The organism is Rickettsia tillamookensis, assembly GCF_016743795.2.
Lineage (GTDB): Bacteria > Pseudomonadota > Alphaproteobacteria > Rickettsiales > Rickettsiaceae > Rickettsia > Rickettsia tillamookensis.
The window spans coordinates 113,876-129,374 of sequence record NZ_CP060138.2 but is presented as its reverse complement, the minus strand read 5'-3'; the positions used below and the strand labels follow the sequence as shown (position 1 = coordinate 129,374).

Here is a 15,499-nt window from a genome sequence, read left to right as displayed (position 1 = left end):
AATAGTTTACATAAGTTAATAAATATTATATAATTCGCCTCGTTTATATTTAAAAAAAATAATAACTGATCGAGGTTTGAATGAGCTTACAAAATTCCCACTCAAAAAAATATGTTTTAACTTTTTTCATGTCAACATGTTTGTTGACTAGTAGCTTTTTAAGTACAAGTGCTAGAGCGGCAAGCTTTAAAGATTTAGTTAGTAAAACCCCGACATGGGAAAAGCACAATTCAAAACAGCAACAAAATATTTGGAAAGGTTTTACTCCAAATGAAAAAATCAAAAAATGGCAAGAAGCAAACTTAGTTCCTAGTTTTACTCAAGCACAAGATGATCTAGGAATAAAGTATAAGGAAACAGATTTATCAAGTTTTTTAGATAATACTAGGCATAAAGCAAGACAAGCAAGAGCTGAAAATTTATTATACATCGAAAGAGTAAAACAACAGAACTTTGATACAAAGAAACAAGAATATATTAATCAAGGTGTAGCTCCTACAGATATAGAAGCAGCAACAAATCTTGGAATAAGTTATGACCCTAGCAAAATAGACAATAATGTAGAAAAAGATCAAAAGGTACGTCGTGCAGAAAAAGACAAAAAAGCGGTAATCGATCTATATATTAGCTCAATAAACAGAGATATTAAATACAAACATTATGTTGATAATGATATTATCCCTGAAATGAAAGAAGTAAAGACTGCTCTTAACATGGGTAAAGATGATGCAGAATCTTTTATTGTATCAATAAGAACTGAAATTATGGAAAACGCAAAGGGACAATATATAGCGGATAACCATATTCCTACAGAAAAAGAGTTAAAAAATAGATTTGGTATATCTCGTGATGATAATAGAGATGGCTATATTAAGTCAATAAGACTTAAAGTTATGGACAAAGAAAAGCCACAATATATAGCTGCTAATAGTATTCCTACAGAAAAAGAGCTAGAGCAGAAATTTGGTGCTGATAAAGGTGAGGCAACAAACTATATCGCATCAATAGCAACTCAGAAGATGCTTAATAAAAAAGCATATTATATAGATAATAATATTATCCCTACAATTGAAGAATTAAAGGAAGAATTTAAGATAGGGACAATAAAAGCAAATTCTTATATAAAGCAAATAACAGCCGGAATAAATGCAAACCAGCTTTTAAATAACAATGATACTACTAAACCGTCTGCTGGAGGTTCACAAAAAAAGAGCGGGACCAAAAGTGATAATTGGTATATGTCAAATCAAGGTACAAATACTACAGAAACATCTTCGGGAGTTCCCACGGGTAGAAAAGAGAAACAATCATATTCTTTTGATCCTATAAGTACTTTTAAAACTCACTTTAATAATAAAGAAAGTAAGGGTAATTTAACACAATCTCAACACAATATAAATAGAATAATACAACAAGAAGAAAATATTGAAGAATTTGAAAATCTTATTAAAACAGATCCTATAGCAGCATTAAATCTTAAAGTAGATAGTAGTTATAAAAAAGAAGCAGTAACTACTATATTAAGTGATTTTAATGATGATACTATTCAAAAGGTATTATTTAGCAACGATAGGGGACAATTAGATTTCAATACCAATATTGACGTTAAGAATAGACCTATTCTAAAAGAATTATTAGAAAATAGTTCTTCTGAAGAAAAAACTAAATTTGCTGAAAGAATTAAAGACTATGCGATGCGAAATATATCTAATAGTCAATTTGAAGAAAAGGCACGATTAGATCTTATCAAACTAGCAGCAAGTAAAGATAAGAGTTCAGTAGAAAAATTTTTAGCTCTGCAATTAGAGTTAAAAAATAAAATGCAATCACATATTGTAAAAAGCGAATATATTTTAACACCGGAAATAGTAGCAGAAATAAATATAGAACTAAAAAATAAAGGACTAATAATAGATAGTTTAACTAAAGACTATATGATTAAACTAGCCAAAGAAGTAAATAAACAAACATTAAATTCAGTAATTAAAGTAATATTATCCGATAGTAACGCACTAAACAATGAAACCAATAAAATTTTAGGATTAGCAGTAGGTAATAATGCAAATAATTTAGAACAAACACAAAGCGGCATTCCGAACCCACCCCCTTTACCACTAAATGGTGGTATTCCAAATCCACCGCCTCTACCGCTAAATGGGAGTATGCCACCACCACCTCCCTTAAATTCTCAAGGCTTTATTAGCAATTCTAACAATTTTGATTTAAATAAGTTACAAGCAGAATATCCTCACATACATTCATTATATACTCAGTTTACTCGTAATACTACTGTTCAACCAAAAGTGCCACTTCAACCTACAGCTTCTAGTGCAACCAGTACAGAAAGAAGCGAGCCAGAGACAGCTTATGCCAAACTATATGTAGAATATAGAGCTGAGACTAATTTAGATATTAAAACCAAAAAAACTAGCGAGAAAGCTAATGATTTACAAAGCCAAATAATAAAAAGAAAAGATGACATTACAAATGTTATACGTCAAATATTAACAGAATTATACGCCAACCAAGGAGCTGACGAGAAAACTCTTATAAATTTATTTAGTATTGCAACTCCTGAAGTCGAAGAAAAAGCTAAAGAAATTTTTAAGGAGCTTGTTCAAGACCCATATATGCAAGATATAATTGTAAATGGTAAGAAAGCAACAACAAGCGAAGACATAATTAAAAATCTTTTCAATGAAGACTCTGATGATGCAGCAGTACGTATCGTATTATCATCATGTAAAATATCTGAAGATATAAAGAAACCTATTAAACATGAATTAAATCAATTAAAATTGATTAGAGAAATTGATAACGAATCTACTCCATTCAAACAATTAGAAGCTGCTTATAAGAAGACGAGCATGCTTGACCAAGATATATTTACCAATAGAGTCGAAGAGTTAATCAACAACCCTAATATATTAACTATAGCACAACAAACTACTTTTTTAATAACAGAAGATACAAACTTAAGAAAAACAATTAGTTCTGATCAAGCACAGGCTAAACTTGATGATTTAAGAACAGCTATTTTAAGCACAATAAAATTTGAAGAATTAATTACAGCAAATTTACCTCAAAATGATTTTATAGCTATAGTAAAAGCAAAAGATCCTGCATTATTACAAGAGTTTTTAAAAGCTTCTGTTGTCAAACAAGAAAGTAGTAATAATTTAGATCAATTAAGATTAGCTTTACCTTCATTTTCAGGTGTGAGTGATCAACAAGTAAGAGCTCTTGCTAATAAATTAAATATGTCTGTAATATTAAAAGCTCTTAAAGACTGCTCTCAAGAAAAAGCTAAAAATCATACCCATACCGGAAATATGCCGCCACCACCACCACCGCCTGGCTTAGCTTATTTAAAAGATTTAGGATTTACTCAAGATTGGATAGATAGAATTACTAAAGTAAATGAAGATATTAAAACACCTATTTTCAAAACAACACCTCCAAAGGTTTATAATTTTAGCTCCGATATAGCACTAAGATATAATGAATTTGCTTTATCAGGAGAAAAATCAGCAGGATATAAAGGACAATACTCTGATACCGATTTGTTTAAAAAAGCCATAGTAGAATCAGTAGTACTTGAACATTCAAAAAATGTATCTAAAATCAATCAAAATAAAGAATATTTTGAAAAAATTCAAGAAGCAGTTAGCACTAAGCACTCTAGCTTTATAGGTCCTAGAACTGAAATAGGACAAGAAATACATAATATTTATACTTCTAAATTTTTGGAGTTAACAAAAGATAAAGACTTTATTAGATATGCTGAAGATAATATTAAACCTAGCAAAAAACGTAAAGATGAATTAACGGAGGCGTTTACTTCAGCTGACTCTGATTTTATAGGTCCTAGAACTGAAATAGGACAAGAAGTACATAATATTTATACACAGCAATTGACAAAATATCCAGAAGAAGCAGTAAAAGAGGCATTTAATACTGCTGACTCTGATTTTATAGGTCCTAGAACTGAAATAGGACAAGAAGTACATAATATTTATAAATCCAAACTTTTAGAGTTAGCAAAAGATAAAGAATTGTTTCTATTTGTTGAACAATTACTAGCAGAATCTACTGAACTAGAACAAAAATACGGTAGTGATGTTCAATCAGAAGATAATAACCAGGAAAAGAAAGTAGGACGTTTAGATATGAAACAATTCCAATCATTATTCCAACAAGAAAGCGAAGCTACAAATGACGAATCCTCAACAAAGGATGACACACAACCTGAAGATAGCAATAAAAAGTCAGAGAAATCTGATTCAACAACTGCTTTATCACCGAGATTATTGAGTTCTAACGATAGTGAAAATGATAAATCATCAGATGACAAAAAATCACTTCTAGCCTTAAGATCTAGTGACGAAGACGATAAAGGATATGAAACTGATGAAGAATTAGAAGAAAGTAATAATACAACTGAAGAAGAATCAAAAAAAGATATAGTTTTAGAAAGCGACGACGAAGCTATCGATGTGTCATTCAAAACTGAAGCAATTGCAGAACAAGATGAAGCGGCACAGAGACAACAGGTATCTGATGACACCAGTAGGAAAGTAGCAATATTAGTTAAGGCTACTTCAACTCTTCACAAACCTGTTCACTATAATATTTTAAGTGATAGATTAAAGGTTGCTGCAATAGGTGCAGGTGATGAAGAAGCTAGTATAAACAGAGGGGTATGGATTAGCGGCTTATACGGCATCAACAAACAAGGAACTTGGAAGAATATTCCAAAATATCAAGGTCGCACAACCGGTGTAACTATCGGGGCTGATGCTGAATTCATCAATAGTCATGATGTTATAGGAATAGCTTATAGCCGTTTAGAATCCCAAATTAAATATAATAAAAAACTAGGAAAAACAGCTGTTAACGGTCATCTTTTAAGCATTTACGGTCTAAAAGAACTAATTAAAGGCTTCTCGTTACAAGCTATAACATCTTACGGTCATAATTATATTAAGAACAAATCTAAAAGTATTAATAATATAATTGGAAAATATCAAAACAATAATTTAAGTTTTCAAACCTTATTAAATTATAAATATCATACAAAATACGATTTACATTTTATTCCTAATATCGGTTTTAAATATGATTATTCAAGAGCTGGCAACTATAAAGAATATAATGTAGATATAGAAAACTTAATGATTCAAAAGAAATCAAATCAAGCATTTGAAAGTAGTATTGGCGGTAAAATAGTGTTTAAGCCTATAGCGACCGTAAATAATATAGTATTAACACCAAGCTTGTACGGTAATATTGAGCGTCATTTCAATAATAAAAATACAAAAGTTAATGCAAAAGTGACTTTTAAAGGGCAAACATTACAAGAAACAATTATTATACCAAAACAACCTAAGCTTGGATATAATATCGGTAGTAATATACTTATGAGCAGAAAAAATATAAATGTTCTGCTTGAGTATAATTATTATACTCATAGAAAATATCAAAGCCATCAAGGACTTGTAAAACTAAAAATCAATTTGTAAAGCTATTACTCAACCACTATAAGATTTTAGCTTATTAGTGGTTGAGTATACTCCAAGCAAATGAAGAATAGTATACTTTGACATAAGTTGAAAAAGAGCAAGGAGTCTATAAGCCAAGGAACGGCAGCAGTTATTAAACATTCAGCATCTTAGGACTTACAAAAACATTGTAGCCAATTTTCCAAATTCTATCTTAGTATATTTTTCTCAATCTTCCTAACATATCTGCTAATTGATGCAACAATTATTTTTAATTTAACCAATAAGTTAATAAAAAATAATGTTTTTTCTTGATAAATATTAATAAATATTATATAATTCGCCTCGTTTATACATTAAAAAATAATCATTGAGGTTAAGTAATGAGTATAACAGGCAAATTAAAATCAGTATTGTTAACATACTCTTTCGTTATTAGTATATCAATAAATTTATTTACCACCGGTTCAGAAGCAGCCGGCGGTCCACCACCACCACCACCGCCGCCTCCACCGGGATGGGCATCTCAAGCAGCGTCATCAAACAATACTGCTAGTGGAGGTCAAACTACTCAACCAGGGGCATCAAAAAGCACTAGTAGCAGTAAAAAACCTTCCTCATCAATAAAAACACCACCTCCTCAATCGCTAGAAGTACCTACCCCTACTGGAGAATTTGGTAAAAAATACGCTAAATTAATTAATCCGGATGCTGCTCAAGTAATTTTAATGTCATCATTTCCAACGAAAATAATATCTCTTATACGCGACGAATTAACACTTAAAGATTTTGCCGCTGATGCAGACAAAATTCTTACTCTTTTTAGTAAAAAAAATGATGAAATTTTAGGTAAGGCAAAAGAAAAGTATAAAGAGCTTATAAAAGATCCTTATATAGCTCAGTTTGTAAATACAAAAAACGCAAACCAACAAACAGGAGATTTTTTAGATAGCAAGCTCTTCGATGAAAGTCAAGAAGAAGCAACATTGCGTCTTTTATCATTAGAGCAACTAGATGCACAAAGGAAACAAGAAATTTTAAGTAAACAAGGGGATATATTAGAACAATTAAAATTTATAAAGGAAAATTCTGAAATTCTAGGTGCATACGGTAAGACAGCATCAACAGATATATCAAAAAAATTACCTAAAGAACTACCTAAAATTTTAAGTCAACAGGGCGATATATTAGGACAATTAAGATTTATAAAGGAAAATTCTGAAATTTTAGGTGCGTACAGTAAGACTGCATCAACAGACATATCAAAAAAATTACCTAAAGAACTACCTAAAATTTTAAGTCAACAGGGCGATATATTAGGACAATTAAGATTTATAAAGGAAAATTCTGAAATTTTAGGTGCGTACAGTAAGACTGCATCAACAGACATATCAAAAAAATTACCTAAAGAACTACCTAAAATTTTAAGTCAACAGGGCGATATATTAGGACAATTAAAATTTATAAATAAAAATTCTGAAATTCTAGGTGAACACAGTAAGGCAACATTAAAAGATAAACTAAAAGAATTATCTAAGCAGTTAGATAAAATTTCAAGCAATCAATTAGTAGGTTTTATACTTGATGAAAATAAGATCAACACGAACTTAAAAAACGTTCCCTTTTCAAAAAAAGAAGTAAGAGAGCTAATAGATAGCTTAAATAATGAAATTTTAGAGAAAATTTTTCTCCAAGATGATGGTACGATAACTGAACAAGATTTAACTAGAATATTACAAAAATATAAAGAAACAGATTTAATAAAGAATTTAACTAAAGCTATAGTATATATTGATGGTAATGAAAGTAATGAAACTGTAAATAAAACTTTAGAAAAAGGTTTAGAAAACACTACTCCAGAACAACGAAGATTGATCGTAGATGTATTGACTAATAACACAAGGATACGAAAAGCTCTTATAACAAAAATAGACAGAGAGCGAAAACAAGAAGAGAATAAAAAATTAAAAGAAAACACAGAAGGTGATCCTTTATTAGAGGGACTAAAGAAAGCACTTGCACAAAGGAAATCTACAACCCAAGAAACAATAGATAAACAGATAGAAGAGAGTAAGCGAGAAAAAGAAACAGCATCAACAACAGGAAGTGAGAATGTGTGGGATAGATTAAAAAATATGAATAATCCAGATAACCAAAATGATAATCAAAACACACAGGATGAGAATAATAAAGGATGGAAAGAGGATAATCAAAATGCACAGGATGAGAATAATAACGATGTTGACAGAATAACAAAAGCAAAGCAGGAATTAGAGCAAGCAGTTAACGCTGCAACAAGAAAATTTAGTGAAATGAGCAGTCTTCTAAAAGACAATACAATAAAAAATGCAACAGCATGCCAAGGATATTTAAAAGGAGCTGAAGATCAACTAACCTTAGCAGAAGAAAAAGGAAAAGAGCTAATAGATAATGCAGCCCAAGCATTCGCAATAATACCTAAAAAATATCAAGATGATATGGATGAGAATTGGCAGAATTATTTATTACCAGAAGAAATAACAGAACTAACTACACTAGAGGCGGAGCTTAAGACATTAAAGAGCAAACAAAATAAATTCGGGAAATTTACATCAAAGACAGACTTATCAGAATTTAGAACAAAACAAGAAGAACTTCAAATATTATCTGAAAGATTAAGAGAAGGCGTAGTTACAAAACAAAAAAAACAACTTGTTCAAAACTACGTAGATGAAATGGTTACAAATGCTAAAAAGGCAGTAGAAAAAATAGAAACAACTTTAGAGGACTTAAACAAGAAGAAAGAAAATAAACACAATAATGCAGAATCTAGTCCACTAATTTCTAAGGAAATACTAGAGGCTCAAGAACTCCTAAAAGAAGCTGAAAAAACATTAGAACATATTCAATTCAAGCATAAAATTGCTCAACAGAGGCATGCGGATAGTTCTGACGAAGATTCTGATGATGATGATTGGGACAATGATACGGATAAAAAGGCAACAACACGAAAAGAAGAGCTAGAAAATAAACGAAAACAAGAGCTAGAAAATGCTAAAAAAGCAGTAGAACAAGCTCAAAAAGACTTAGAAAATGCTACAGCGAGAGATGCAGAGCGTAAACAACAAGAAGCAGAAGCAAAGCATCAAGAAGAACTGAAGCGTAAGCAGGACGAAGCAAACCGTAAAGCTGCAGAAGATGACGCAAAGCGTAAAGCAGAACAGGCAGAAACAGAATGTTTAGAAGATATGGTTTCAATGTTTAAAAATGCAGAAGATGAAGCTGAACAAAAAGAAGAAGCAGAGCGTCAACGTCAAGAAGAACTGAAGCGTAAACAGGACGAAGCAGAGCGTCAGCGTCAAGAAGAACTGAAGCGTAAACAGGACGAAGCAGAGCGTCAGCGTCAAGAAGAACTGAAGCGTAAACAGGACGAAGCAGAGCGTCAACGTCAAGAAGAACTGAAGCGTAAGCAAGACGAAGCAGAGCGTCAGCGTCAAGAAGAACTGAAGCGTAAGCAAGACGAAGCAGAGCGTCAGCGTCAAGAAGAACTGAAGCGTAAACAGGACGAAGCAGAGCATCAGCGTCAAGAAGAACTGAAGCGTAAGCAGGACGAAGCAGAGCGTCAACGTCAAGAAGAACTGAAGCGTAAACAGGACGAAGCAGAGCGTCAGCGTCAAGAAGAACTGAAGCGTAAACAGGACGAAGCAGAGCGTCAACGTCAAGAAGAACTGAAGCGTAAACAGGACGAAGCAGAGCATCAGCGTCAAGAAGAACTGAAGCGTAAGCAGGACGAAGCAGAGCGTCAACGTCAAGAAGAACTGAAGCGTAAACAGGACGAAGCAGAGCGTCAGCGTCAAGAAGAACTGAAGCGTAAACAGGACGAAGCAGAGCGTCAACGTCAAGAAGAACTGAAGCGTAAACAGGACGAAGCAGAGCGTCAGCGTCAAGAAGAACTGAAGCGTAAACAGGACGAAGCAGAGCGTCAGCGTCAAGAAGAACTGAAGCGTAAACAGGACGAAGCAGAGCGTCAACGTCAAGAAGAACTGAAGCGTAAACAGGACGAAGCAGAGCGTCAGCGTCAAGAAGAACTGAAGCGTAAACAGGACGAAGCAGAGCGTCAGCGTCAAGAAGAACTGAAGCGTAAACAGGACGAAGCAGAGCGTCAACGTCAAGAAGAACTGAAGCGTAAGCAAGACGAAGCAGAGCGTCAGCGTCAAGAAGAACTGAAGCGTCAACAGGACGAAGCAAACCGCAAAGCAGCAGAAGATGAGGCAAAACGTAAAGCAGAAAAGGCAGAAACCGAATGTCTAGAAGATATGGCTTTAATGTTTAAAAATGCAGAAGATGAGGCTGAACAAAAAGAAGAAGCAAAACGTCAGGGTCAAGAAGAGCAGAACCGTCAAGAGCAAGAACGTAAACGTCTAGCAGACGAAGAAGCTGAACAAAAAGAAAAGACCACACATACACAAGAAGAAACAGAGGAAAAAGAATCAAAAAAAGATATAGTTTTAGAAAGCGAAGACGAAGCTATCGATATGTCATTCAAAACTGAAGCAATCGCAGAGCAAGATGAAGCGACACAGAGACAACAGGTATCTGATGACACCAGTAGGAAAGTAGCAATATTAGTTAAGGCTACTTCAACTCTTCACAAACCTGTTCACTATAATATTTTAAGTGATAGATTAAAGGTTGCTGCAATAGGTGCAGGTGATGAAGAAGCTAGTATAAACAGAGGGGTATGGATTAGCGGCTTATACGGCATCAACAAACAAGGAACTTGGAAGAATATTCCAAAATATCAAGGTCGCACAACCGGTGTAACTATCGGGGCTGATGCTGAATTCATCAATAGTCATGATGTTATAGGAATAGCTTATAGCCGTTTAGAATCCCAAATTAAATATAATAAAAAACTAGGAAAAACAGCTGTTAACGGTCATCTTTTAAGCATTTACGGTCTAAAAGAACTAATTAAAGGCTTCTCGTTACAAGCTATAACATCTTACGGTTATAATTATATTAAGAACAAATCTAAAAGTATTAATAATATAATTGGAAAATATCAAAACAATAATTTAAGTTTTCAAACCTTATTAAATTATAAATATCATACAAAATACGATTTACATTTTATTCCTAATATCGGTTTTAAATATGATTATTCAAGAGCTGGCAACTATAAAGAATATAATGTAGATATAGAAAACTTAATGATTCAAAAGAAATCAAATCAAGCATTTGAAAGTAGTATTGGCGGTAAAATAGTGTTTAAGCCTATAGCGACCGTAAATAATATAGTATTAACACCAAGCTTGTACGGTAATATTGAGCGTCATTTCAATAATAAAAATACAAAAGTTAATGCAAAAGTGACTTTTAAAGGGCAAACATTACAAGAAACAATTATTATACCAAAACAACCTAAGCTTGGATATAATATCGGTAGTAATATACTTATGAGCAGAAAAAATATAAATGTTCTGCTTGAGTATAATTATTATACTCATAGAAAATATCAAAGCCATCAAGGACTTATTAAACTAAAAGTCAATTTATAAAATAGAACGGATAAGCTTTTCTTAATTAGGCATTGCTAACTAAAAGCGGATATCGTCATTGCGAGGAGCGAAGCGACGTGGCAATCCAGTAAAAATAATTATAAAAATTCTGTAAATCAGAATTTTTATACTGGATTGCTTCGTTAAAACTTACAGTTTTTCCTAGCAATGACGTTGATTTATTAACTAATCTATCTTTGGTTAGCAATGCCTCTAATTAACCAAACTGCCAAATAGAATATCGGCGTACTAAATACGGTAAAAAATAGTTTAAATGAATAGCTATTAAGTACAAGCTGACCTAATTGGTCAAAAGGAAAAATATTAAATAAGCTCATAATCCCAATTACAATAAAAGTATCAATAAATAAAGAAATTGCCGTACTAAAATTATTTCTTATCCATAAATATTTACCTTTAGTAATTTTACGTATCCATAAATAGATATTAATATCAACAAGTTGATGCTAAAAAGATATATGGTATGAACCAAAGACTTTATGAAAAGTTATGTTGTCAACATTAGACCAATTAGTAGCTTCCAATTTATCCATGAGACTTATTATTAAAACTACTATTATATTAAAAATAATAGCAAGTTTTACACAAAAATTGGCTCTTTCTTTACCGTAAAACTCAGCTATTAAATCCGTTAATAAAAAAGTTAACGGGTAAAAAATTGCTCCTATGGATAATTCAAGAATATAAAAATTAAAAATATTAAGGTAAACAAATTTTTGATATATTAAGTTTCCTACTATAATAAGGACTGTAAAAAACGTACATAAAATGATATAAATTTTTTCTTTTATATTAAATTCTATAGACATTTCTAAAATTATTTTGTGAATTATTGTCACACGGCTTTGTTGCATGGTCCGATTTTTTCGTCATTGCGAGAAGAAATTGTAAGTTTCAACGAAGCAAGGAAGAAAAAAAATTCTGTAAATCAGAATTTTTTTAATTATTTTTTTGGATTGCCACATCGCTTTGCTCCTAGCAATGACTGTCCGGGTATCCATATAACAATGCCAACAAAGGTAGACAATGACAAGTATGAGAGATATTACTAGATAAAGCTGTAACTATTTAGCTATAGGTAAACTATTTTCTGCTTGATTTTCTTCAATTTCATTAATTTTAGAAACTAAATCTGATTTCTTTTTTGAGGAAAGGTTAGCAAGTACTATTGCGTTTATTAAAAATAATGTTGTAAGTATTATAGTACTTTTAGTAAGAAAATTACCGACTGTTTTAGCACTGACTACTCCCATATTATTACCGCCGCTTATACTACTAATTCCATCCGAGCCGCTACGCTGCATCAGAATAACTATAATTAGCAATATTGCAATAGTAATATGTACAAAAAGAAGGATATCTATCATATAATAAAATAATCATTACCGTATTTTAAATGTAAATCATACATTAGTTTTATATTATTTGCAACTTAGCTTTATAAAATAAACGTAATACTATAATAGTATCTGACAGAAACTAGACTAAAATCAGCGTATGAATTTTTCAAGAAAGGTTAAAAATTCACAAAACTTAGGATGTATAGTGGTGCTACTAGGGGGAATTGAACCCCCGACCTCTTCATTACCAATGAAGTGCTCTACCCCTAAGCTATAGTAGCAAGATTATTTCAAACTCTTTTTGCCACATATTTGCTATTAAATCAAGAAGAATTTTAGAAATTCGTTTACTATATTACTAAAAAGCTCTTATTCTAGCTTTTCATTCTCTCCACTTATATGTACCTCATCAGAAGATGCTACTGTAGCTTCATTAGCATGCATCCCAAATTCTTTATGTAAATAATCACTTAAAATCTTTAGTGTTTTTTCTTTGGTTTGGCATGCTAATATCATTTTATTATCTTGTACTAATTTTTGTAATTGGGCTATCTCTTTTGCAGAAGCAGGTCTCATTTCTAAAGAGCCGCTTTCTTCTTGTCTTAGTCGGTCAGTCGTTACAGTCGTAGTAACTCTATGGCACGCACCGAATAAGTCTATATCTATCCTTGAAATTGCCTCGTTACTAGTTATTTTTTCAACAGTTTTGGAGTGATTTATGCTATCCTGTGAGATACTAGCAAAAACTAATCCTTTTTTAGTTATTTTGTGTTCGTAAGCATTGCCATAGTAAGAACTCTTAGGTGTCAAGACTACAATTTTATCATTAAATTCAACTAGGTTTGCAGGTTTTGTAATTTTTTTCATATTTTATCTAAACTTCTATTTTTGTAAAAAGATAGGGCTATTAATGCGAGGAGACAGCTTAATATGACATAATAAACTGCCGAGGTTACATGCCCTGTTTTCTGTACTAAATATTCAAAGACAAGAGGCGTAGTACCTCCGAAAATACTTGTAGCAGTGTTATACGAAATAGATAGTGCGGTGTTACGTATATTTGTAGGATAAAACTCTGCTTGTAATGCCGGTTCAGGACCGATATAGCTAGCTGCAAGTATAGCGAGTATGAATTGTGAAATAATGACACTTGTGAAGTCGCCGTTCTCAAAATTATTAAGTAAAAACGGCGTTGTTATAATAATTATTATCAGGTTAATTACAAAAATTTTTCTACGACCTATAATATCGGATAAATAACCGCTTAATAAAGTTATGGCTATCATAATCACGTAACATACGCTAGCGAGGCTATTTACTTCATTTTCAGTAAAGTTACGGCTGATTTTTAAAAACGATACCAAGTAAATTGTAGTTAAATAGAATATTATCGAACCGGGAGCATTGATAAAAATCGAGATTAATATATCAAACCAATGATTGGTAATAACTTTTTTTAACGGTGATTGTAAAATCTTTTTCTGCTCTCTTAAATTTTTAAAATTCGGTGTTTCGTGTGTATTTTTTTTAATATAAAATGCTGCAAAAAGAATAAAAAAACCAAGTAAAAAAGGTATTCTCCAGCCAAAACTATCAAATTGTGAAGCTGTTAGGATATTCTTAACGATATAAGAAACAAAAGAACCAAGCAATAAACCTGAGCATATACTAGACATTGAAATACTACCGGTAAAGCCTCGGTGTTTATGGCTAGTATGTTCAATAACAAAAGAAATAGAACCGGTCAAAGCTCCTCCCATTGATAATCCTTGTAGAATTCGTACACAAATCATTAATATAGTCGCAGTTATACCTATAGTATGGTAAGTTGGTAATATCCCTATTAATACGGTTGGGGCAGACATGCAAAATAACGCACTAGTTAAGGCTACTTTGCGTCCAAATCTATCACCAATAACACCAAAAAATATGCCGCCGAGTGGTCTTGCCAAATAACCTATAGCAAATACTAAAAAAGCTTGCAGTAAAGAAGTATTAGCATCATCATTCGGAAAAAATTTTGCTCCTATTATGGGTGCAAAATAACCGAATAATACATAATCATACCATTCAAAAGTGTTAGCGATACCGCTTGAAAATACTAGCTTACTGCGATTCATGTTTTCTACTCATAGCTTTTTTTTCGGAGTATATTATAAATAAGGTAGCAGGAATTATTATTATTGCTCCATGAAGTGTGCTTTTATCGGGAAACTCATTAAATATGAAATATGCCGCTATTGCCGAAATCACCAGCTCTAAATATCTATAAGGAGCGGTAGCGGTTGCATCTACCATGGAAAAAGCTTTAAGCAGGAAGAATAATATTAAGCTTCCGCTACTACCGAGTACAAATAATAAAGCTAATTCAAAACTACTAGGAGTTAGCCAATATTGCGAGGCTACAGGTAGCGACACTATAGCAGTTACTATTGCCGAATAAAATAGCATGCTAATCATCGATTCTTTTATTACGAATTTTTTATTAATAATATCAAGCATAGCAAATGAAATAGCCGCTAATACAAAATACAAAATTTCGGGGTTAAAATCCTCGGCATGCGGTTTAAGCGTAACAACAAGCCCTATAAATCCTACTACGGTAACTACCCATCTTTGCCAAATAATATTTTCGTTAAGAAAAAATACGGCAAGTATTAAAGTAAACAAAGGGATAGAAAAACTTACAACGGTTGCGGTAGTAACGGGAGCTATGGTAAGACCGTAAGTCCAGGAAGTCATACCGAAAAACAATAATAATCCTCTTAATATATGTACAAAAGGACGACTTGTTTTTAAGGTATTTTTACCATAATAAAAAACAAAAGGTAGTAAAACTATGCTACTGAAAAAGAAGCGGAAAAAAGCTACTTCAAAGCTATGTAAACGAGTCCCAAGATATTTAGACATTACATCATTGGCACTACTACTTACTAAACTAAGTAAAAACCAACCTATACCGGTTAAATATGTTTTTAATGCATCATTCATTAATATGCTCCAATAATTTCTATAATTTTACTTAAATGTCTTGACTTTTAGTATAAAAGAATTCTATCTTTTATGACAATAGTATTAGTATACGAAGATCAACTTC

The 15,499-nt window shown here is 32.2% G+C and carries 6 protein-coding genes, 1 tRNA gene and 1 pseudogene; 2 read left to right on the top strand and 6 right to left on the bottom strand.

The features are described 5' to 3' along the window. The first annotated feature begins 80 nt into the window (after window positions 1-80). Together H6P87_RS00610 and H6P87_RS00605 are read left to right on the top strand one after the other, a co-directional pair. The gene (locus tag H6P87_RS00610) at window positions 81-5,522 is read left to right on the top strand and encodes an autotransporter outer membrane beta-barrel domain-containing protein (RefSeq protein WP_202069619.1); all 5,442 of its coding nucleotides are present in this window, start codon (window positions 81-83) and stop codon (window positions 5,520-5,522) included. A 362-nt stretch (window positions 5,523-5,884) separates the two neighbouring features. Then, on the top strand, window positions 5,885-11,041 hold the full coding sequence (locus H6P87_RS00605; protein ID WP_202069618.1) for an autotransporter domain-containing protein: 5,157 nt from the start codon (window positions 5,885-5,887) through the stop codon (window positions 11,039-11,041). Window positions 11,042-11,232: 191 nt separating this feature from the next. On the opposite strand, the pseudogene H6P87_RS00600 reads toward H6P87_RS00605, so the two are convergent. The 6 genes and pseudogenes from H6P87_RS00600 to H6P87_RS00575 all read right to left on the bottom strand — a co-directional run bounded on the left by H6P87_RS00600 (window position 11,233) and on the right by H6P87_RS00575 (window position 15,393). Then, window positions 11,233-11,871: pseudogene (locus H6P87_RS00600) on the bottom strand (queuosine precursor transporter). A 255-nt stretch (window positions 11,872-12,126) separates the two neighbouring features. Beyond that, window positions 12,127-12,429, bottom strand: coding sequence for a preprotein translocase subunit SecG (secG, locus tag H6P87_RS00595; RefSeq protein WP_004996773.1), 303 nt, complete (start codon window positions 12,427-12,429; stop codon window positions 12,127-12,129). Window positions 12,430-12,608: 179 nt separating this feature from the next. Beyond that, window positions 12,609-12,683, bottom strand: a tRNA-Thr gene (locus H6P87_RS00590). 88 nt (window positions 12,684-12,771) lie between these two features. After that, entirely contained in the window at window positions 12,772-12,978 is a 207-nt protein-coding gene (locus tag H6P87_RS07205) for a hypothetical protein (protein WP_338050473.1), read from the bottom strand. A 287-nt stretch (window positions 12,979-13,265) separates the two neighbouring features. Next, window positions 13,266-14,522, bottom strand: a complete 1,257-nt coding sequence (locus tag H6P87_RS00580; protein ID WP_202069616.1) for an MFS transporter — start codon at window positions 14,520-14,522, stop codon at window positions 13,266-13,268. Beyond that, entirely contained in the window at window positions 14,509-15,393 is an 885-nt protein-coding gene (locus H6P87_RS00575; RefSeq protein WP_202069615.1) for a DMT family transporter, read from the bottom strand. Before H6P87_RS00575 ends, H6P87_RS00580 begins: the two co-directional genes overlap by 14 nt. Window positions 15,394-15,499: the final 106 nt, after the last annotated feature.

Bases quoted from the DNA above. Each gene is read 5' to 3' on its own strand.
- H6P87_RS00575 (WP_202069615.1), bottom strand. From the start codon at position 15,393: ATGAATGATGCATTAAAAACATATTTAACCGGTATAGGTTGGTTTTTA.
- H6P87_RS07205 (WP_338050473.1), bottom strand. From the start codon at position 12,978: ATGAGACCTGCTTCTGCAAAAGAGATAGCCCAATTACAAAAATTAGTA.
- H6P87_RS00605 (WP_202069618.1), top strand. From the start codon at position 5,885: ATGAGTATAACAGGCAAATTAAAATCAGTATTGTTAACATACTCTTTC.
- secG (WP_004996773.1), bottom strand. From the start codon at position 12,429: ATGATAGATATCCTTCTTTTTGTACATATTACTATTGCAATATTGCTA.
- H6P87_RS00610 (WP_202069619.1), top strand. From the start codon at position 81: ATGAGCTTACAAAATTCCCACTCAAAAAAATATGTTTTAACTTTTTTC.
- H6P87_RS00580 (WP_202069616.1), bottom strand. From the start codon at position 14,522: ATGAATCGCAGTAAGCTAGTATTTTCAAGCGGTATCGCTAACACTTTT.